The sequence below is a fragment of the Mesorhizobium sp. WSM4829 genome (genome assembly GCF_055811475.1).
The window spans coordinates 16,153-36,625 of the sequence record NZ_JBVVQJ010000033.1; the positions used below are offsets into that span (position 1 = coordinate 16,153).

Annotated in this window: 13 protein-coding genes and 6 pseudogenes; 12 read left to right on the plus strand and 7 right to left on the minus strand. The window is 59.4% G+C overall.

Going from position 1 to position 20,473, the window contains the following annotated elements; all coding sequences use genetic code 11:
- The first annotated feature begins 26 nt into the window (after positions 1-26).
- Positions 27-1,373 carry an LLM class flavin-dependent oxidoreductase gene (locus tag AC0L17_RS25895; protein WP_473517893.1) on the plus strand — a complete coding sequence of 449 codons (1,347 nt, stop codon included), beginning with the start codon at positions 27-29 and terminating at the stop codon, positions 1,371-1,373.
- A gap of 107 nt (positions 1,374-1,480) precedes the next feature.
- Here the strand turns inward: AC0L17_RS25895 and AC0L17_RS25900 are convergent, their stop codons facing one another.
- The 3 genes and pseudogenes from AC0L17_RS25900 to AC0L17_RS25910 all read right to left on the minus strand — a co-directional run.
- Positions 1,481-1,894 (minus strand): hypothetical protein, encoded by a 414-nt coding sequence (locus AC0L17_RS25900; RefSeq protein ID WP_473517894.1) that lies wholly within the window; start codon positions 1,892-1,894, stop codon positions 1,481-1,483.
- Between the two features lie 79 nt (positions 1,895-1,973).
- Positions 1,974-2,360 (minus strand): M24 family metallopeptidase, encoded by a 387-nt coding sequence (locus AC0L17_RS25905; RefSeq protein ID WP_473517895.1) that lies wholly within the window; start codon positions 2,358-2,360, stop codon positions 1,974-1,976.
- Between the two features lie 648 nt (positions 2,361-3,008).
- A pseudogene (locus tag AC0L17_RS25910) lies at positions 3,009-3,143 on the minus strand (ABC transporter permease); the annotation flags it as partial.
- A 5-nt stretch (positions 3,144-3,148) separates the two neighbouring features.
- Between AC0L17_RS25910 and AC0L17_RS25915 the strand changes: the two are divergent.
- From AC0L17_RS25915 to AC0L17_RS25960, 10 genes and pseudogenes are all read left to right on the plus strand, one after another.
- Positions 3,149-3,599 (plus strand): annotated as a pseudogene (locus tag AC0L17_RS25915) (transposase); the annotation flags it as partial.
- Positions 3,600-4,146: 547 nt separating this feature from the next.
- Entirely contained in the window at positions 4,147-5,109 is a 963-nt protein-coding gene (aepX, locus tag AC0L17_RS25920; RefSeq protein ID WP_473517896.1) for a phosphoenolpyruvate mutase, read from the plus strand.
- 16 nt (positions 5,110-5,125) lie between these two features.
- Positions 5,126-6,394: a pyridoxal phosphate-dependent aminotransferase gene (locus AC0L17_RS25925; protein WP_473517897.1), complete on the plus strand. Its 1,269-nt coding sequence runs from the start codon at positions 5,126-5,128 to the stop codon at positions 6,392-6,394.
- 187 nt (positions 6,395-6,581) lie between these two features.
- Positions 6,582-7,667: a malate/lactate/ureidoglycolate dehydrogenase gene (locus AC0L17_RS25930; RefSeq protein WP_473517898.1), complete on the plus strand. Its 1,086-nt coding sequence runs from the start codon at positions 6,582-6,584 to the stop codon at positions 7,665-7,667.
- A 337-nt stretch (positions 7,668-8,004) separates the two neighbouring features.
- A pseudogene (locus AC0L17_RS25935) lies at positions 8,005-9,141 on the plus strand (ABC transporter ATP-binding protein); the annotation flags it as partial.
- 357 nt (positions 9,142-9,498) lie between these two features.
- Positions 9,499-10,155: pseudogene (locus tag AC0L17_RS25940) on the plus strand (carbohydrate ABC transporter permease); the annotation flags it as partial.
- Positions 10,152-11,003, plus strand: a complete 852-nt coding sequence (locus AC0L17_RS25945; RefSeq protein ID WP_473517899.1) for a carbohydrate ABC transporter permease — start codon at positions 10,152-10,154, stop codon at positions 11,001-11,003. The pseudogene AC0L17_RS25940 and the gene AC0L17_RS25945, both read left to right, overlap by 4 nt.
- Positions 11,004-11,020: 17 nt before the next feature.
- Complete coding sequence (locus AC0L17_RS25950) at positions 11,021-12,286, plus strand: ABC transporter substrate-binding protein (protein WP_473517900.1); 1,266 nt, start codon at positions 11,021-11,023, stop codon at positions 12,284-12,286.
- 257 nt (positions 12,287-12,543) lie between these two features.
- Positions 12,544-12,728: pseudogene (locus AC0L17_RS25955) on the plus strand (IS5/IS1182 family transposase); the annotation flags it as partial.
- An 867-nt stretch (positions 12,729-13,595) separates the two neighbouring features.
- A pseudogene (locus AC0L17_RS25960) lies at positions 13,596-13,736 on the plus strand (IS1380 family transposase); the annotation flags it as partial.
- 61 nt (positions 13,737-13,797) lie between these two features.
- On the opposite strand, the gene AC0L17_RS25965 reads toward AC0L17_RS25960, so the two are convergent.
- Positions 13,798-14,079: a hypothetical protein gene (locus AC0L17_RS25965; RefSeq protein WP_473517933.1), complete on the minus strand. Its 282-nt coding sequence runs from the start codon at positions 14,077-14,079 to the stop codon at positions 13,798-13,800.
- 512 nt (positions 14,080-14,591) lie between these two features.
- Here AC0L17_RS25965 and AC0L17_RS25970 point away from each other — a divergent pair.
- Positions 14,592-15,734: a hypothetical protein gene (locus AC0L17_RS25970; protein WP_473517901.1), complete on the plus strand. Its 1,143-nt coding sequence runs from the start codon at positions 14,592-14,594 to the stop codon at positions 15,732-15,734.
- Between the two features lie 974 nt (positions 15,735-16,708).
- On the opposite strand, the gene AC0L17_RS25975 is transcribed toward AC0L17_RS25970, so the two are convergent.
- From AC0L17_RS25975 to speB, 3 genes are all read right to left on the minus strand, one after another.
- The gene (locus AC0L17_RS25975; protein ID WP_473517902.1) at positions 16,709-18,067 is read right to left on the minus strand and encodes a CehA/McbA family metallohydrolase; all 1,359 of its coding nucleotides are present in this window, start codon (positions 18,065-18,067) and stop codon (positions 16,709-16,711) included.
- A gap of 2 nt (positions 18,068-18,069) precedes the next feature.
- Positions 18,070-19,287 (minus strand): diaminopropionate ammonia-lyase, encoded by a 1,218-nt coding sequence (locus tag AC0L17_RS25980; RefSeq protein ID WP_473517903.1) that lies wholly within the window; start codon positions 19,285-19,287, stop codon positions 18,070-18,072.
- Between the two features lie 197 nt (positions 19,288-19,484).
- A complete protein-coding gene (gene speB, locus AC0L17_RS25985) occupies positions 19,485-20,459 on the minus strand; it encodes an agmatinase (protein ID WP_473517904.1) in 975 nt (324 codons plus the stop codon).
- Positions 20,460-20,473: the final 14 nt, after the last annotated feature.

The following is a 20,473-nucleotide window of genomic DNA, read 5'->3' on the forward strand; positions in this document are numbered from 1 at the left end:
AGAGGCACTCCCAGGAGGACCAACCCATGCCCACCGAACCACGACAGTTGAACCTCAACCTTTTCATCTATCCTGGCGGCCATCATGAAGCCGGTTGGCGCTACAAGGATTCCGCCCCTGAGAGAGTGCTGGATATCTCCTATTATCAGGAACTGGCGAAAAAGGCCGAGGCGAGCAAGTTCGACGCGCTGTTCTTTGCCGATGGGCCAGCGCTTGCCGACAACATTCGCTACGCAAGCCGCTTCAGGCTGGAGCCGCTGACATGGATTTCGGCGCTCGCAGCTGTGACGGAACGCATCGGCTTCATCGCCACGGCTTCGACCACCTACAACGAACCCTACAATCTGGCCCGGCTGTTTGCTTCGGTCGATCATCTGAGCGGCGGGCGCGCCGGCTGGAACATCGTCACGACGGGCGACGCGTCCGCAGCTTTGAATTTCGGCTTTGACCGACATCCAACCCACGCCGATCGTTACGAGCGCGCCGGCGAGTTCGTTGATGTGGTGACGAAGCTCTGGGACAGTTGGGAGGACGACGCGCTAATCGCGGACAGGCAGTCCGGAATCTTTGCCGACACCGACAAGATCCACCCAATCAACCACATCGGCAAATACCATCGGGTGAAGGGACCGCTCACGCTTCCGCGCTCGCCGCAGGGGCGTCCGGTCTACGTGCAGGCAGGTTCGTCGCAAGACGGACGGTCATTCGCAAGCCGCTATGCCGAGGCGATATTCACAGCACATCAGACACTCGCCAACGCGCAGGAATTTTACGTCGACATCAAAACGCGCGTTAAGTCGGTTGGCCGCAACCCTGACCACGTCAAGGTCTTGCCCGGCATCAGCCCCTTCATCGGTTCCACCGAGGCGGAAGCCCGCGCGCTGCATGACGAGTTCAACGAGCTGACGCAGCCGGAATATTCCCTTGACCAGCTACGCCGCATCGTAGACGCCGACCTTTCCAGCTACGATCTGGACGGGCCATTTCCGCGCGAGCTCATCCGTGTCGAGGGGGAGCGTGGTGCAAGCAGCCGCTTCCACGTCGTACTCGACATCATCGAGCGCGAGAATCCAACCATCCGCCAGTTGCTCCACCGCCTCGCCGGGGCGCGCGGCCATTGGGTCCAGGCCGGGACGCCCGAACAGGTCGCCGACAAGATCGAGGAATGGTTCCACAATGGTGCCGCGGACGGCTTCAATATCATGCCGCCCTATCTGCAGGGCGGGTTCGACATATTCGCCGAGGAAGTGGTGCCGATCTTGCGCAAGCGCGGACTGTTCCGGCACGACTATGACGGGGCAACGCTGAGAGACCATTTCGGTTTGCCGCGCCCGGAAAATACGTTCAGCCGGCCGCAAGAGGCGACCGCCTGAGCCACCTTCGCATCGGCATTCAACCTAAAAGCGTTACGCCAACCCATTATGGCTTCCTGCCGGGCCATCGTATCCCAATCTGTCGCGATGCGTGAGTAAGGCGGTGTTCATCGCCTTTCGCCAGGGGCCCGTTGGAAGTCCGCTGACGCGACATCCCCGTAGCGGAAATCGAACTTAAGCGGCGGCCTCCCGGCGGTGCTGTTCGACGGCAGAGCCATCGCACGAGTTGCATAGGCTGAGAGTTGGCGCGTGGCCATCGCCGAACGTCGGCCGGGGTGACCTGGCTCGGCCGCCCTGCGGCCGCAACCGACGCTTTCCGTCCCTGCTGCCCAGACATAGCCCTCCGAAATGACTTGGTCGAATGCGGCGGTCACAGTCTCCTCGAAACACCCGCTGGGATAGATCGTCCGATGCTCCGCCAGCGTGACACCCAGGTACTGCAAGCGGCAGAGGTTCGGCGTCAGATCTGGCAAGACGAGGTCGGTACGAAGGCCGTCAAAGCTGATGATGAGAAAACGCATGATATCTTAATTCTAGTCGCCCGACATCGGTGAACGTCGCAGTTCGTCAGTCGCAAATCGCCAGTTCACGTGACCACGTTTAACAAGCGTCCAAAACCGAATTCGAGGCGTTCCGCAGAGCGCCATAGATTGCTTGCTGATCCGCGCATGGCCGACCGACGACAGCCGTGCGCGCGCAATCGGAAGTGTAGCCATCAACAACGCAGCAAAGATCAAGACGGATGACGTCTCCTCGTTGTGCCGGCCGACCTTTGCCGTTCGCGCCGGCCCACCATAATGCGCCGTTCGCCAGAACCGGCCCGTTGGCGAGTTCGGCTGCGTGCTGCGCCGAGCCCGTTCGGGAAATTGAGAACGGTTCATCGGCGGTACAGTCTGGCCGGATGTGGGCGATGGCGGCCGTCGTGCCAGCCTCGGCAGATTTGCCAGCTAGGCTCAGACGTTCGATTTCTTTCGCGGTCTTGATCATCCGCAAGCGACTGACGAGTCGCGAGGCATCGACCAGCGGACGTCCGGGCAGGCGTCATGGAAGCAGGCCCGGTCTGCAACCGGCAGGAAGGCGTGTTCGTTCCGAGCCGTGCTTTGAGACCGCGGCGAGCCAAGGCCTCGGCAAGCAGCGCAAATGTCTGTCTGCGATCAAAGTTTGCTGGCTTGGGATGTACCTGCTCTACCGGACGAGCGGCTGAGAGACGCCCCTGTGGGACCTTACGATTGTCGGTCAGATCGACCCAGACAGGAAAAGTGACCATGTCATCGATTCCCGAAGCGGTTCGGAATTCTTCAGCGTATACATCGCGGATAATGGCTGTGAGGGGCTCTCTCGAATCCGCAGGCACGATCACGAAGACAGCGCCTGCCCATCGCCAGCCGGCGGCGCTGCCTGGACGTTCTCCCGTGCCGTAGATAATCGACTCCGGTTGGACCAGCATCATTCCGTGCAGCCCTGCCTTTTCCAGGACGGTTAAGTAGGCGGGAAAAAGCAATGAGATGGTCCTGTCAGGGACTGGCGACGCCAAGCTGCACCACTTGGTCCAACATGGCGGTATTGAAAACGTCTGACCATCGGCGCTCCGATTTGAAGCGGCTGAAGGGCGGAACGAGTCAGGCTGCTTGGGCGTCAACGCGGGCCTTTATCCAACCGGTCGCGCAGCCAGTCGCCCAACAAGCTTATGGAGAGCGTCGTCGCGACGATCAGCACAGCAGGTGCAAACATGATCCAGGGCGCACGTGTCATATACTCCCGGCCATAGCCGAGCCAGAGAGAGATTGATCCGCAATCGCACCCAGCTTTCCAATGTTATCCGGGTTTTGCCATGGAGTTCGGTATCATCGCGGCCAAGGGCATGTGCCGGATCGAACCGTTGTTGGAGCGCATCGCTGCTGACCAGTCTTTGCCGGAACTCGCCCGCGAGCTCTTCGCCATGCATGGTGAGGAATATCGCGATCTGCTTGCCGAGATCAAAACTGTCGACGAAGAGCTGATGGCCTTGCATCGTGCTGATGAATGCAGCAAACGGCTGGCGGAAATCCCCGGTGTCGGGCCGATCGGCGCCTCGCTTCTGATGATGAAGGCGCCGGACCGGACGATGTTTAAATCCGGACGTGATTTTGCTGCCTGGATTGGTCTGACCCCAAGAGATCATCCGGCAAAGTCAGGCCCGGTGTGATCACCCGTGCTGGTGATGAGATGTTACGAAGCGTGCTGGTTTGACCTATGAAGGCTGTGCCGCCCTTTGTGTGGCGGACACAGTGAGCACGTCTTCTGTTGACAAGCGGAGGTGTTACCGCCCGTTCTCCCTCATCCGGCGAACAATTCCCTGTAATCGGCTGGACACCATCCAGTTCGCGCGATCGAGATGGCTTCGCCCGGCTTTTTGGGCGCGCTCCGGTTCTTTGAAGAGATGGCGCAGGTCATCTTCGGCATCGATCCGGTGCATTAGGGGGCGACCTGCCACCCTCGCACCGTGATATAGCTTGTCCGCTGTCGCGATCCCGACAGAATTGTATCGCCGCTAACAAACGGAACCAGCCGTCCAAAGCCATCCTGTTGCAATAACAACGGCTTTTTAGCTGGCATGGCTCTTGCTGCTTGAACTGTAACGTGCGCTCCGGCACAGAGCCGCTTCCAGCGGATCTCACGACCATTGCGCATGTGTAGGCCAAAGGACTTTTCTACAGCGAGGTCAGGGCGACGATGAGTAATCGTCCCGTTTCACCGAGTTCATTGGACCTGAGTTTATGGAGGAGGTCATACAATGAGCAAGGCGATTTCGTTCGGGGCGGAAGTCTTGCCGGTGACGGCGTCATCGACTACCCTTCGCGAGCTCATTCTTTCCAACGACCTGACATTTTTGATGGAAGCGCATGATGGGCTTTCGGCAGCGATTGCCGAGCGTGCCGGCTTTCGAGGGCTCTGGGCCTCTGGTCTTTCCATCGCCTCGGCGCTTGGCTATCGGGACGCCAACGAAGCGAGTTGGACGCAAGTCGTCGACGTCGTCGAGCGCATGGTCGATGCGACGAACATCCCTGTTCTTGTCGACGGTGACAGCGGCTTCGGAAATTTCAACAATGCTCGCTTGGTCGCGCGGAAGCTTGAGCAACGCGGGGCCAGCGGCATGTGCCTTGAAGACAAGGGCTTTCCGAAGTTGAACTCCTTTGTCGGGGATCGGCATCCGCTTGCTGACATCGACGAATTCTGCGGCCGGCTCAAAGCAGTGAAAGACACGACGGGACCGGATTTCGTCGTCGTCGCGCGGATCGAGGCGCTGATCGCGGGTCACGGTCTCGATGAGGCGCTGGTTCGGGCCGAGGCTTATGCAGAAGCCGGCCCCGACGCAATCCTCATACACTCCGGCAAGGCCGTCGCAGACGAGATCCTGACCTTCGCAAAGGAATGGAACAACAAGCTGCCGATCATCATCGTCCCCACCAAATACTACAAAACGCCGGCTTGGGTTTTTCGTGATGCCGGCATTTCGACCGTCATCTGGGCCAACCATTCGATGCGGGCGGCGATTGCCGGCATGCGCGATATCTGCGGCCGCATCTGGTCGCAAGAAAGCATCGCCGGGATCGAGGACGAGGTTGCCTGCCTCGACGAGCTGTTCAGCCTGATCGGCTACGACGAACTGGCTCAGGCGGAAGAACAGTATCTGCCGAAGCGGACAGCAGAGCGACGTCCGAGCGAATCGCACCAATTTCAAGAATTCGACAATTAGCTCAGGAGGGGCGCACATGCTTGCGCAACGGATGTCTTTGCTTTCAGGTCCGGGCACTGCCGCCGCCCAAGAACCAGCTGAGCTAGCTCAGCTAGCTGCCGCAGCCGGCCGTCGGATCATCGACCTTGCAGCCGGCGAAATCATCATTGAGCCACCATTGTCGGTGCGCGAGGGAGCGATTGCCGCGATCAATGCCGGGACGAACCGCTATACCGATGCCATCGGTTTGACTTCGCTTCGCAAGGCGGTCGCCGAAAAGCTGTCGGCGCAAACGGACGTCGGCTGGAATTTGGAAGACATCGTTATCACTGCCGGCGCAAAGCAAGCACTGCTCGATGCTGCCCTAGCCGTGCTCGATCCGGGTGACGAGGTAATCATCATTCGCCCCTGCTGGCCGACTTTCGCGTCCCAGATTCTTCTCGCTGGCGCAAAGCCCGTGTTCATTGATGCTCGCCCGTCGACGTATATTCCCGATATCGGCGCGATCCGCGCTGCTGTTACACAGCGCACGAAAGCCATTATCATCAACTCGCCCAACAATCCGACCGGCATTGTCTATGATCCAACTACGCTGCGAGCTATCGGCGATCTCGCAATCAACCACCAGCTCTGGATCGTTTCCGACGAATGTTATTCCTGCTTTGTATTCACTGGGCGCCATGAGTCGATCGTCACCGTGCATCCGGGCGTGCGTTCACGCACGATCCTAGTCAACACCTTCTCCAAGGAACTGGCGATTACCGGCTGGCGGTTGGGCTATCTCGCAGGCCCCCCCGAGATCGTTGCCGCAGCGAAGAAGCTGCAGAGCGATATGACCTCGAATGCTAATGTGATCGCGCAGCATGCGGTTTTGCATCACCTACAGGTCGGACACCGCAGCTTTGAACGAAAGATGCATCAGCGGCTATCGAAAGCCCGCAACACTGGTCTTCGCATCCTGGCTGGTCTGGAGGGCGTGACTGTACCGCGCGCCGATGGCACATTCTTCTTCTATCTCGATCTAAGGAGGTTTATTTCCGACCTGTCGGCTGGAGGTCCCGTTCGATCCGCAGACGATATTGCACGATTACTCCTGGAAGAAGCTGATGTAGCATCCGTTGCCGGCGGGTTTTTTGGCGACATGTATGGGTTGCGTCTTTCCTTCGGCGTTCCACCAGACTTGCTGGAGCTGGGACTGAGACGCGTCGTCGAGACCCTAAACAGCCTGAAGACTCGCTGCCGCCTCTCAGCGGAGCCCGGTGCTAGATTCGGTGAGAGAAGCGGGTTAGCCGAAAATCGGAAATAAGGAGCCTACTAAGTCTAGTAGTGTTCTGCGAGCCCAAAGTTACGCATGTAAGCTTGGTGAGTTATGGGCTTGCGCCGGCTAGCGATCTCGGCGGGCCCGCCAAAGTGACTACGTCAGACGCATGATCCAGAAAAGCGAGCACCGGTGTTCCGACGATCATGCTCAAGCGGAGAGAGGACAGGCGAGCATGGTTTCCATCAAGGTTGAAAATCTCATCGATTTCATCGCAGAAGTCTTTGGTCACGCCGAGTCCTCGCCCCAAGAGGCACGTCGCATAGCAACCTATCTGACGACAGCCAATCTCGCTGGCCACGACAGTCATGGCGTGATCCGCGTGCCCGGCTATATTCGCTGGAAAAATATAGGCTCGGTGGTGCCGAACCAGACGGTCGAGGTCATTGTCGACACGCCCTCGCTCGCAGTGCTCGACGGCAAGTTCGGCTACGGCCAGACGGTGGCGCCGGTTGCCGTCAAGCTCGGCATCGAGAAGTGCAAGAAGGCTGGCCTGGCGGCCGTGGCGCTGCGCAATGCCGGCCATATTGGCCGCATCGGCGACTGGGCGGAGATGGCGGCAGCCGATGGCCTCGTCTCCGTGCACTTCGTCAATGCCACCGACTCGCTTTTGGTTGCACCTTTCGGCGGTGTCGAGAAGCGCATGTCGACCGCGCCCTATTGCGTGGGAATCCCTCGGCAAGGCCAGGATCCAATCGTGCTCGATTTCGCGACCTCTATTGTCGCGGAGGGCAAGTGCTTCGTCGCAAGCCTTGGCGGCAAGAAGCTGCCCAATGGCGCGCTGATCGATTCCGACGGCACCCTTAGCGACGATCCGCGATTGCTCTACGGCCCATACACCCCCGATGGGACGCGTGATCATACCAAGGGCACAGGGGCCATCCGCGCCTTTGGCGAGCACAAGGGCTCCGGCCTTGCGCTGATCTGCGAACTGCTCGGCGGAGCCCTGACGGGCACGGGTGCGACCGTCGCTAATCGACGCTTCGCCAACGGCATGCTGGCGATCTATATCGATCCAAAGGTAGTCGATCCTGCAGATTTCTTCGACGGCGAAATCACCCGCTATACCGATTTCATCCGTGCGACGAAGCCGGTCGCCGGCATCGAGCAGGTGCTGATCCCGGGCGATCCTGAACGCAGGACCCGCGCCGAGCGAACCAAGAATGGCATCCCATTGCTTGATGATACCTGGGCCGCAATAGTGAACACCGCGCGCGAAGTGGGCGTGAGCGAAACGAGCATCCAGCGGGCCACGAGCTAGGAAGAGAGGTGTGCCCTGGTTGAATCGGTGCGAGCGGTGGATTCTGGTCACCTCTTCCCACAAGGAGAGGGCGGAACGCATCGGAAGATGCGAACCCGGGTGAGGAGCACGGTCTCCATCAGGAGCTGTAGCTTCCCACCTGGATTGTAGTTCACGGCTCGATGATAGCTCTCTCGGATATCGTACCAAATCTCCTTCTCATATCGAATTATTCGATCAACGTCATCCGACCTAGAAATTCAACTTTTCAAGGTCTCGCACATCGGCGAACACGTCCAAACGAGATCTGCGATCTAATTGCCTTGATCCCAACCATGATGAGCTGGAAGTAACGAATATGGCATCGGTATTGATTAAAAGCATTCGAAAGAATTACGGCACAACTACTGTCTTGCGTGGCATTTCGCTGTTGATAGCGGATGGTGAGTTCCTGACGCTGTTGGGACCATCGGGGTGCGGAAAATCGACCCTCCTGCGTATCCTAGCGGGGCTCGAGGTGCAGGACTCAGGTTCGGTCTTAATTGGCGAGCGGGCGGTCGACAGCCTCCAACCGAAGCGGCGGGATGTGGCGATGGTTTTCCAGTCCTACGCGCTCTATCCCCACATGACGGTCGCCTCCAATTTGGCGCTGCCGCTGCGTATGCATCGGCTCTCGGCATTGCAGAGGCTCCCTCTTCTTGGTCGGCTGCTGCCAGGTTCCAAGCGGATCGCTGCCGAGATCGACGCGGAAGTCAACCGTACGGCTAACTCCCTCGGCATCGTCCACCTGCTGGCCCGCAAACCTGGGCAGCTCTCTGGCGGCCAACGCCAGCGCGTGGCCGTCGGCCGGGCGACGGTACGCCATCCAGCTGTTTTTCTGATGGACGAGCCCCTGTCCAGCCTCGATGCCAAGCTGCGTGTGCAAATGCGCGCCGAGATCAGGGAACTGCACCATCGGCTCGGGGGCACCTTCGTCTATGTGACGCATGACCAAGCCGAGGCCATGACGCTGTCGGACCGGGTGGCGGTAATGCTGGACGGCGAGTTGTTGCAGGTCGCTCCGCCGCAGGACATCTATGCCGATCCCGACGACCGGCGCGTTGCCGAATTCATCGGTTCGCCCAAGATCAACATGCTCGATGGGGTGGTGCGCGAACGCGACCTAATCGATGTCGCTGGATCGACGCTCACGATAGAGGCCAATGCACTCGTCGGCGAGCATCTCACCCTCGGTATTCGCCCGGAGGCTTTTTTTCTCGCCGATCACAGGGGGCAGGGCGCATTAACCGGTTGCGTGCGCATGATCGAGCATATGGGCTCCGATCTCTTCGTCCATCTCGATCTCCCTGTCATCGGTTATCCGCTGATCGCAAGGCTGCTCGCCGAACGGGCGACTCATATCGCCCCCGGCCAGACCTTGCATGTCGGAGTCAGGCCGGACCGCGTACTTCTCTTTACCCGTGATGGGAGGCGTCTACGCCAGGAAGTGGAATCCGGCCGAGCATCGGTTACGCCAATCCGGGGAGATTGTCGGATGGGCGGGCCCCTCGCAGTCTCCGACGCCTCGGACGAGCCGTCCGCGACTGGTAGCAGTCAAATGTTCCCGTCCGTCGTTGCTTCACCAGCCCGTAGGCGTGCCTTTACAGAGGCGCTGGCGGCCTGGATCCTGGTCGGGCCGGCGGCCTTTTTTCTAGTCGTCCTATTTTTTCTGCCAGTGATCTGCGTCTTTGTCATCGCGCTCACGGATTGGCAGTTCGATGCGCGTTCCCTTTCCTTCGTCGGCCTAGCCAATTTCCGTGAGGTTTTCGGCGACGCGGGCTTCAGAGCTTCCCTTCTCAATACTTTCGTTTACGTTCTGATCGTCGTGCCAGGGACTGTCGCCTCCGGCCTCCTGATCGCGCTCCTTATCGAAAGCGGACAGACCTTGCGCGCCTTCTACCGCGCCATTCACTTCCTGCCCTTCATAGCGACGCTCACAGCTATGGCTATTGCATGGGAAGCTCTACTGCATCCCACTATCGGCCTCGTCAACCAGACGCTCGCCACTATGGGTCTGCCTACCGCCAACTGGCTGCGTGACGAGAATACGGCCCTGCCGGTGCTGGCCGTCATCGGCATCTGGCAGAACGTCGGCTACGCCATGGTCTTGTTCCTAGCCGGTCTCAAGCGCATCCCACAGGATCTCTACGAAGCTGCCGACGTCGACGGTGCCGACCTCTGGCTCGACCGGCTGTGCACCGTCACCCTACCTATGCTCGGGCCCGTTTCTATGTTCGTTGTCATCGTCGTGGCGCTGAAGGCATTCCAAGCTTTCGACAGCGTGAAAGTGCTAACTCAAGGCGGGCCCGTTCACGCCTCCGAAGTGCTGCTTTACACGCTATATCGGGAGAGCTTCGAATATCTGCACCCCGGATATGGGGCCTCCGTTGCCGTCGTCTTTCTCGCCATCGTCGTGACGCTCACTTTCGTCCAGATCCATGTCATGGACAGGAGGGTGCATTACCAATGAGCGTCACCATCTCTAACAATCGCCTGTCGAAGCCCGCCGCCATTCTTCGGCATGCCGTGCTGCTCGTCACCGGAGCACTCACTTTGGTGCCTTTCGTTTGGATGGTGTCGATATCGATAAAGTCGCCTGGCGAGATCTTTCGTGCGGCCTTCTCTTTCTGGCCCTCGCAATTCTATGGCGTCGAGAACTATACGAAGGCGCTGACTGAAGCGCCGCTGCCGCGCTCAATGGGCAACGGCCTAGTCATCTGTGCTTTGATTCTCAGTCTTCAGATACTCGTCTGCGCTCCGTGCGCCTATGCCCTCGCCAAGCTTCGCTTTCCTGGACGCAATCTACTGTTCGGCATGGTGCTGATCGGGCTGATGCTGCCACAGCAAGTGCTCTCGCTGCCTCTTTTCATTCTCGGCTACCGGCTCGGTATCCTTAACACCTTTGCGGCGCTCATCTTCCCCTATGTCGTCTCGCCCTTCGGCATCTTCCTGTTCCGCCAGTTCTTCAAGACCATCCCTGACGATGTGGTGTACGCGGCCCGCCTCGACGGTCTCTCTGAACTCGCCATCATCTGGAGGATCATGATGCCGATGGCCTTGCCAGCCGTCATCGCGTTCTCGACCTTCTCGGTGGTTGGTCACTGGAACGATCTTTTCTGGCCTCTGATCGCAGTGCGCGACCAGTCTCTCATGCCGCCACCGCTCGGCATCATGGCCTTTAAGAATGAGGAGGCCGGCAACGACTACGGGCCCCTCATGGCCGCATCCACTCTCGTCGTGCTGCCTCTCGCCATCGCTTTTCTCGCCGTACAGAAGTGGTTCGTCGAAGAAATGACCCGAGGCGCTGTTAAACAATAGGCCAACGGAGTCGACCGATGATTGTTTCACGCAGGATCTTTCTCTCGGCGGCGACGGCTGCAGCAGCCACGCCGATTCTAAAGGCCGTTGCCCACCCCGAGACATTGATCCGGGTTTCTTATGCTACGGCCTCTCTCAACGCACTCTATGAGGCCCTCGCGCGGCGTTTCATGGATACGCGCCCAAATATCAAGGTCGTATTAGATACTCCCGCTGTCGACTACGACGACCTCGTTCAACGAACGTTGAGGCAGAGCATAACAAAGCAAATGCCCGACATTTCTCACCAGGGATTGAACCAGATCCGGCCTTTGGCCAATCGCAGAATTGCCGTGCCGCTCAATGGCTTTATCGAGGCCGATCCAGCCTGGAAGACGATCGGCACTCCTGATGCCATCACGTCCTGGGCGTCTTACGGCGGGAAAATCTATGGCTCACCCTTTGCAATTTCCATTCCAGTGCTCTGCTACAACGCAGATCTCGTGGAGAAGGCAGGTGCAGACCCTAACAGCTTGCCTACCGACTGGGATGGCGTAATCGAACTTGGCAAGAAGATTGGTGCCTTGGGGGCCGGTATCAGTGGTCTCTATGTCGAATACACTAACAACGGCTGGTCGTTCCAAACGCTTGTCGCCAGTTTTGGCGGCCGAATGATGAGCGAAGACGAAAGAAGGATCGATTTCGACGGGCCGGCTGGCCTTCAAACCTTTCAACTATTGCAACGCCTCGCGAAAGAAGGCCAGCCGGCGTTCGATAGGGATCAGGCCCGGCAGGCATTTCGGGCTGGAACACTCGGGATCATCTCCACCGCAAGCAGCGTGCTAACGGGATTCGAGCAATCGGCGGCTGGCAACTTCCAGGTGAAGGTCGGACAATTCCCGGTCTCCTCCGCAAGTGCCAAGCTTCCCGCTGCCGGCAATGGCATCGTCATGCTGACTGATGATCCGGAGAGGCAGAAGGCCGCCTGGGAATACATCAAGTTCGCGGTAGGACCCTTCGGTCAAAACGTGATGGTCCAGACCACTGGCTATGTACCGGCGAGCATCGCAGCGACAAAGGACCCCGGCGGGCTTCGCAAGTTGTTCGAGGAACACCCCGAACACCGCGCTGCTGTTCAGCGCCTCCCAATGATGACAGGTTGGTACTCTTTCCCGGGCGAGAACAATTCGAAGATCAACAAGATAATCGAAGACTACTGCTATCTTGTTTTTTCGCAGAAGCTGGATCCTGCCACAGCGCTTTCAAACCTCAGGAAAGAGGTCGACGCTCTCCGGTCCCACTGACAAGATTTTAGCAGCTCAGCACCTGGGCGCGGCTGCAATTACTACTAGCCGGGCGCTTCGCCGGTAGACGCCCACTGAGGGAAATAATGAAAAACACTCAAAGCCGCTGAGCGAGAGAGCGAGAGTCGCCTTTTGGCGTGGCCGCTGTTTTGAGATTGCAGGTTTGTCAGGATGTGAGGCTCGAGAGCGTGTTGAATTCATCTTCAAGGTTCTCTCGAATCAGCGATTGTGCTTCCGTGGTTGCAGCGGAAGGAACGATGCGACCGAGGAAGCCGGAGACGACAGGGGAAGGCGATCTGTTTCGCGCAAGGGTGGATCAGATTATCAACCTGAGGCACGACCTGGTGCAGCTCTGAGGCAAGATCGACTGGGACTGGATCGATCTCGAGATCGCGCCGCTCTATAGCGAGACGGCCGGCCAGGGATCGAAAGCGGTTTCGTTACGGCACGCGTTCGTAGCCGTGAGAAAGCAAGCGGTTATACAGTTCCTCTGCCGACGTCTGCTCGTGGTCATGAAGTCTTTGCGGTCGTCGGGTTCCCCAACCGCACGGGACGCCTCGCCTCGCGGGTCCCAGCCGATCAGCTGGCGCCGTAGCCGCAGAGCCGCCTCGGCGTCCTTCGGCACAAGCACCGGCTTTCCGATGAAAGTGAGGATGCCCATCGGAGCAAGAACCCGCTTGGGCCGAGCGGGTCAAACGCGCTTCATCCAAGCGGCGTTGGTATAGTAGATGGAGCGATGGTGAATGCGCCGGTCCGGCTCAAAGCCGGGCGGATTGCACCGACATTTCGAGTGCGCCTGGGAAAATGATGAAGCCGCGATTTGGCGGTTTCCTCGGCGCGACCGATTACACCTTGCCCGCCCCGCGTGGAGCGGTGGTACCAACAAATTGTCTCAGGTCACCCACACCGCTGGCCGCAGCGATCGCCGTGGCCGACGGGTTGACCATCTACCGGCTTCGGGGCAATCGGGACGATCGTGCAGGACAGCTGAGGAAATCTCGAAGGAAAACACATCGTAGTTGGACGGGGATGAAACTCGTGAGCAGTGGTGTGACGCGGCAAACATCAAATCGGGGTGCGACTCTCTCGAAAGCCGAAGAGACCTGTAGCTTCGGACCTGCCGCGTTGGTCGTCCCAGGAGACAACACTTTAACAACTACGCCGACCTGTTACGGCATAGAGCGATCTGAGAACGGTGAAACCACCGAAAAAAACTCGTGGGGTTGGCGGATGGGGTGCAAGCCGTTGGTTGCTTAAGCCAATCCGGACCATTTTCCGGAGACCACACCCGCCATGAGTAATGTTACCGCTAAGCCGTCTGGTCCGGGCGATCCGGATCAACTGGCCGAACATTCGAATCCTGCTCCGCGGCGACAGCCGTTATTGCAGCCCGCAGGTCTTCGCCCTCGCGCCGACCAAGACCCTGCGCAAGCATGTCGCCTTCATGGAGAAGAACGGCTTCGTCAGCCGGGTCCATCGCAAGAAGCCGACAAACCGTCCGATGCCGCAAGCTATCCGGCGCACGCCAACAACATCAAGTCGAAGGGGCGTTCGCCGTCGAGCATGTCTTTGCCGGACTGAAGAGCCGCATGGGGCTGTTCATCCGAACCATCGGCATTGCGCGCGTCACTACGAAGATCGGCATGGCCAATATCCTCGACAATATGAAGCGCCTGATCCATCTGGACCGCACGGTAGTCGCGTGAACCGCCGCCGAGGCGCCGCGCGTCGCCGCAAAAGTGGGGTATTGACGACCGATGAACGCCGTTGCATGCCGAAATCTTGCCGGTCACGCTTCAGTCAGGACGTTGATCTAATCGTCCAGTTTGGAGAACGCACCCAGATATGGATAAGCGTCCTGCCAGTCAATTGACACAGTATTATAAACCTTAAACATTTTATTACCACTGTGAAAGTTTCATAAGATATGGCGCAGCCTATACTTAATATAAAGTAACGTTTTCTGCTGCGATGATGTGATAGAGCTGTGGCGATATCAGCCCGCCGAGGACGCGCTCAAGAGCCGCAGCCTTGGGACCCGGTAGCTTTAGTGCACCAGCGACAAAATTCGAAGCAAATAGCTACGGAGCAGAGACATGTAACGCCCGCCGACGATTGCGGTCTGTCAACTTCGAGGGCTGGCAACCAGATTGCCAGACAAGTTCATTTTGGTCAAGTCGATGTGTTTCTAGAACACAGTTCAACGTTGTGTCTAATATTATAAGTAATGGATCACGGTTGAGATTTAATCACCACTGATATCGCCCCTCTCCCCGCGGGGGCGACAAACCAGGAGACAGGGAACTTGAAACTCAACAGTTATGATGAATGGTCGCAACTCCGCGAAGTGGTTGTTGGTTCTGCTGCGAACTATACGTCGCACTATCGCGAACTCTCGTTCGATTTTTTCTTCCACGACAACCTCAAGACGCCATCCGAGTGGTACTATCCACGGGTTTCCACGGCGAGCACGGCGGGCAATGAATCCGGCCGGAGCCAGCTATCGATTAAGCAACGATACGTCGAGGAGTTGAACGAGGATGTCGAAGGGATTGCCTCAACACTGGGTTCGCTCGGAGTGACCGTCCACCGCCCCATCGAACTCGATCCTTCTACAGCGGAAGTAGCAACACTCGCCTGGAGCTCCGGCGTCATTCCTGCTCTCAATGTTCGCGATATCTCCCTGGTGCTCGGCGATGAGATCGTTGAAACGGCGCCGATGCTACGCTCACGCTACTTCGAAACAAAGCTGCTGACGCCCATTTTCGCCGACTATTTTCGCCAAGGGGCGCGCTGGTCGGCTATGCCGAGGCCGATCATGACCGACGCATCGTTCGACCCCTCTTACGCGCAGCAAACCATTGGGGGCCCTATAGAGCCAATCAAAGACCCGAAGCCGTCTCCCTACGACGTCGGCTTCGAAATAATGTTTGACGGGGCTCAATGCCTGCGCCTAGGACGGGACGTGATAGTCAATGTATCAACCGAAAACCATGCAATGGGCTATACTTGGCTCCAGCGCCATTTCGAAGACCGTTTCAGGTTTCATCGTATCAATCGATTGAGCGACAGCCATATGGACAGCATGGCCCTGGCGCTGCGGCCCGGCACACTGCTCGTGCGGTCTGAGCGCGTGGCAGACTATCTTCCTGACCCATTGCGAAACTGGGAGCTGATCATCGCCCCGGATCCTCAAGAGAACAATTTTCCCACCTACGACGACGATGACCTGGTCCTCACCAGCCTGTATATCGACCTGAACGTGCTGTCAGTCAGCCCCGAAATCGTTCTCGTGAACGAAGCCTGTCCTGAGCTCATCCGCCTTTTAGAGCAACGCAAGTTTACCCCTGTGCCGGTGCGCCATCGCCATCGGCGGCTCTTCGGAGGCGGATTTCACTGCTTCACGCTTGATACCGTGCGGGACGGTGGCCCAGAGGAGTACCTGTAGGACTTCCACAAGGGGTACTGGGTAGCGGGTCGATCGAGCTCGAGGAGGGCGGCGATGAGCCGTGCATTCCTCCGCTATCCAAGCGCCGTGCTTGATCCGCCCACAGTACAGCGTCTCGATGTCTCCTGCGGTCCCCGCCCTTTTCGGGTCGCCTGGTAGGCCTCGACGACCCGCGCCATGGACCAAGTTGGCATGACGGCGCGCGCTGCTCCTCCAAGCAGCGTACCGCCAAGCCGCATCCTAAAGACCGCGTCGATCTTCTCCTGGAAGGGGGCGTTTGCGGGAGGGGGCGGAATCCTACGCTAAGCCGAAGCTCCGACTATTGCCCAGCAAAATTGAGAAGTCGAAGGCATTCACCCAAGCCCTGAAGGCTGCTTGCGCCTTTGATTGGTTCTTGAGGTTGGGGAAGAGCATCTGTCATTTGGTACGAAGGACCTCCCAGTCAGGCAGCGATTACACGAGGCGGAGGACCGCAATGAACGGCTGGCACACATAGGCGGGAAGGAGTGTGATCCCAGCGCCGGCGACGCACGATTGGACTAGGAATCCCATAGAATCTAAGGTTACCGTCCGATGAAAGCACCCATTCGAGCTGCGCATCGTGCACCAGGGAGCGGTGATGCAGGAGGTCGGTCGCTTCCAGATATGCGGTGCTGCCACTGGGCCCCGTTTGATCGACGGTACTTTGCGGGTGATCAAGTCCTCTCCTGTGATCCGCGATGCGGGCTTCGCCGACGCCACGCCCTCGATGATAGGTAGGTCTGAGGGCGCATCTCGGCCTGGTGATCGAGGCTCCCGGCGAGCCGAAGATCTACTGGGCCGGCGAGACCGTGTTCGACCGGTTGGTCGAGCGCACGGTCGCCGATGCGGCGGCATCTCGGCGACGCAGCTCCTCATCCCCGAAGATGGTGAGACGCTGCAGCTAGGCAAGACGCGTTGACGGTGAGGCCTCCGAAGGCGACGGGCTCCCCTGCTCAACCTTCCCGGAAGAACACGGGGTTGGCCAGCGCGAGCAACGCTCCGCTTCGGTCCCTGAGCTCCACTATCAGCCATGAAGCCCCGGCTGACGATCGCGGCAAGGCGACATCGCCCGTCTCCGGTACGTCCTTGCGAAACGTCGCCGCAGCGTTTTCGACGACGCGCAACGTCGCCCCGCATGGCGCGTAGCTCCATCGCACCACCAGTTCGGCCCGGCCCTCGACGATCTCGCCCATCGCCATCCGGCGGCCATCGCTTGCGATCGTCTCGACCGTCAACTTCGGTCCCGACGACAGGAAGTTGCGGCCGCGCGCCACGGCTGCGAGGATGGCGCGCTCGTTGCGCCCCAACGACCAGACATTGTTGAAGCCGTATGTCTGGCCAGCCTCGGCCGGGCCGTGGATGTCGGTGCCCGCGCTCACGAAGAGGCGTCGGGCCTCCTTTCTCCATGCGCGATCCAGCCAGTGATGAAAGAGCGTCAGCCCCTCCTCGTTGTAGTCGCTCCAGGGCCCGTTCCATACCTCGATCACGGAAGCCGGGCCGGGCTGCATGTCGGCGAATTCCCAACGGCAGCCGGTGCAGGAAGGGTCGCCGGGCGACTTGGGATGGGCGATGACGAAGAGAGCGCCTTGCCGCTCCACATCCTCGGCGAGCGCCGGCATCGTCACGCCGGGCATCGAACCGGCGCGCCATTCCTGCCAGCGCCTCGTGCCCAGGGCGAGCGCATGGCCGTAGTGCGTGGTGAGTTCGACTCCGCCCATGGTGAGCAGCGCATTGTCGCTCATCCTGTCGCTCTCTGCGAGGCCCGAGACGGTGTTGTGGTCGGTGAGCGTCACGAAATCGAGACCGCGGCGTCGGGCGAAGCCGACGAGGTCGGCCACGTCCCACTCGCCGTCCGAATGCGTCGTGTGCGCGTGGAGATCGCCGCGGTACCAGCCGGGACCGGGATCCTCGATCGCGACTGCGAGTTCATCGGCAACCGTGACCGGTACGGTCGAGAGCTCCACGTCGATCCGGTAGGCGACCGGGTCGGGCCCGATCAGCCGGAACACATCGAGCCAGATCGTCCAACGTCCCGGCTCGATCGCGCCGCGCACAAAGCCCGGCGTGGCGGAACCCGCGTCCATCGAGAAGCTGGTCGCCGGATTGTTGTGCCGCGTGCCGCGCGGGCCGGCGGGGCCGAACAGGCTGAGGCAGATGAGATTGTCGAAGAGCGCACCGCTCGCGCGGGCTGGCATGAGGGAGAACGATACGCCGATCCGGGTCGTCCCCTCGGGCACGTCGAACTCTAGGGGTGTGTGCCCCTTGTGATGCTCCGTGGTCAGCGTTCCGCTGAGCGTGATCGTCCCCGGCAAGATCATTTCCCTCCTTCGGTACGATTGGTGGAACGGGTCGGGACAGCCTCCGGTCGCATCCCGACCAGCTCCGCGTAGCGCCCGGGATCGGTGGCGCCCTCAGTGTTGATGACGAGGACACGGGAAGCGCCATCAAGGTTAAGCGCCGCCCGAATCCCAGGGTCCGCCGCCGCGCGAAGAAGGCCAGCAAGGCCGGCACAGCCGCTCTCCCCCGCGACGATTGCCGGGTCGTTTCCGCGCGGGCGCGCCAGGCGGTTCATCGCGGCAATCGCGTCCTCGTCCTCGACCGTCATGAAGGCATCAGCGACACGCGCGAGCACACGCCAAGCGACCAGCGAGGGCTCGTAGCATTCGAGCATCGCCATAACCGTCGGTTTGCCAGCCGTTATCCTGACTGGATGTCCCGTCCGTGCGGTCTCGAAAACGCAGGCTGCCCGCCCTGGATCAACGACGACGAAGGTGGGGCGCCTCTCGCCGAGCACGAGCGTGAGGTGCCCCGCAATGGCCGCAGCGACTCCGCCGACCCCCGCCTGCACGAATACATGTGTCGGTGGCTTGGGCAGCACGCGCAGCGCTTCACGCAGCAACGCCGTATAGCCCTGCATAACCAGTCCCGGAATGCGCTCGTATCCCGGCCAGGACGTATCTGAGACCACTATCCAGCCCCTCTCCGCTGCTACACGCGCGGCCTCGGCCACCGAATCGTCATAGGTGCCATTCACCCGGATCGTATGAGCGCCGAAGCGATCAATAGCGGCTACGCGCTCCTCGCTAACGCCAGAGTGGACGAAGATCGCCGCCTTTGCGCCAACGAGTTGCGTCCCGGCTGCCACCGAGCGCCCGTGATTTCCGTCGGTGGCACAAGCGACCGTCATCTTGGATGCGATGGAAAGAACGTCAGGTGTGTACAATTCAGAAATATCGACCGAACGCATCAATTGACGGCTGGCCTCTTCGAGCACAAGGCGTATCACCGCATAGGAACCGCCGAGGGCCTTGAAGCTGCCGAGGCCCAGCCGGAACCCCTCGTCCTTGACATGGAGATCACCAACGCCGGTTTCGGCAGCCAAAATTGGGAGAGCATGCAAGGGAGTCGGCACATGATTGTCGCGATAGGCGAGGAAGCGCTCGACCTCCTCGGCGGCCTTCACGCCCAGAATCTCAGCATCCGCCGGATCGAGGGGCTTGCGGTAGTCGGGGTGCAGATTGGGAAGAAACATCACCGTCCTCCTGAATGCTGATCAGGTTTTCTCTCGTACCTAAAATCTCCTGCCTGGGCTTCGGTCCCTTGGCGAGACGTCGACCGAGCGCGGAGACACGTCATAGCGCTCGCCCGCCTTGGCGCGTGCAGCTTGCGCATCTACTTTTTCGACAACAGCTGCCACTGCACGTTTCCTTCAACGGTTACTGAGTTCAATCAGCCCGTTTTTGCTTTTCGCGAGGTGATTGCCGAAGCCAGCACGCAAGCGATTTCGTAGAGGATGGACGAGCCAACCAAGGCTGTTCCACCAGTGTGGTCTAAGGGAGGGGATATCTCGACGAGGTCTCCGCCGATGAGGTTCAAGCCTGATAGGCCTCTTACCAACGCCTGGGCCTGAACTGTCGTCAAACCACCAATTTCTGGAGTTCCGGTCCCGGGCGCATAAGCGGGGTCGATACTGTCGATGTCGAACGAAAGGTAGGTCTTTTCGCTGCCGACAACGCTTCGCGCTTCTTCAAGGACTCTCTCAACACCCAAAGCGTTGAATTCTTCGATAAAGATTACGCGGATGCCGTGCTTAGTCGAGTAATCCCATCCTTCAGACACGTTTTGGGCGCCCCGGATGCCGATCTGAACCGTCCTCCTAGGGTCAAGTAGGCCTTCCTCGATTGCACGCCGGAACGGCGAGCCGTGGCTAAACTTCGATCCTTGGAACTCGTCCCAAGTGTCCGTGTGCGCATCGATATGCACCATGCCAATTGGCCCGTCCTTTGCAATCGCACGGAAAATGGGCAAGGTCACCGAATGGTCACCTCCGACTGATAGCGGCGTGACACCTGCGACATGGACGAGGTCGAAGAAGTTTGAGATGTCGGCATGAGCACCCTCCACATCAAATGCGCGGGTCATCGGTACATCTCCGAGATCTGCCATTCGGCATTGCTCGAATGGATTGACGCGCGTGACGTGGTGTATCTTTCGGGTGAGAGACGACTGGTTGCGCACTTCTCGGGGACCATGCCGCGCACCGGGGCGATTTGTAAGCGCACCGTCATAGGGGATTCCGATTAAGCCTAGATCCACATCAGCTAAAGTCGTTGCCAGCGGCGCACGCAAAAACGTGGCGATTTCGGCGTACCTTGGAGCACCAAGATTGGGGGTAGATGGAGAGATTTTGATATCGGCAGTCATAGGTAGGATCCTTT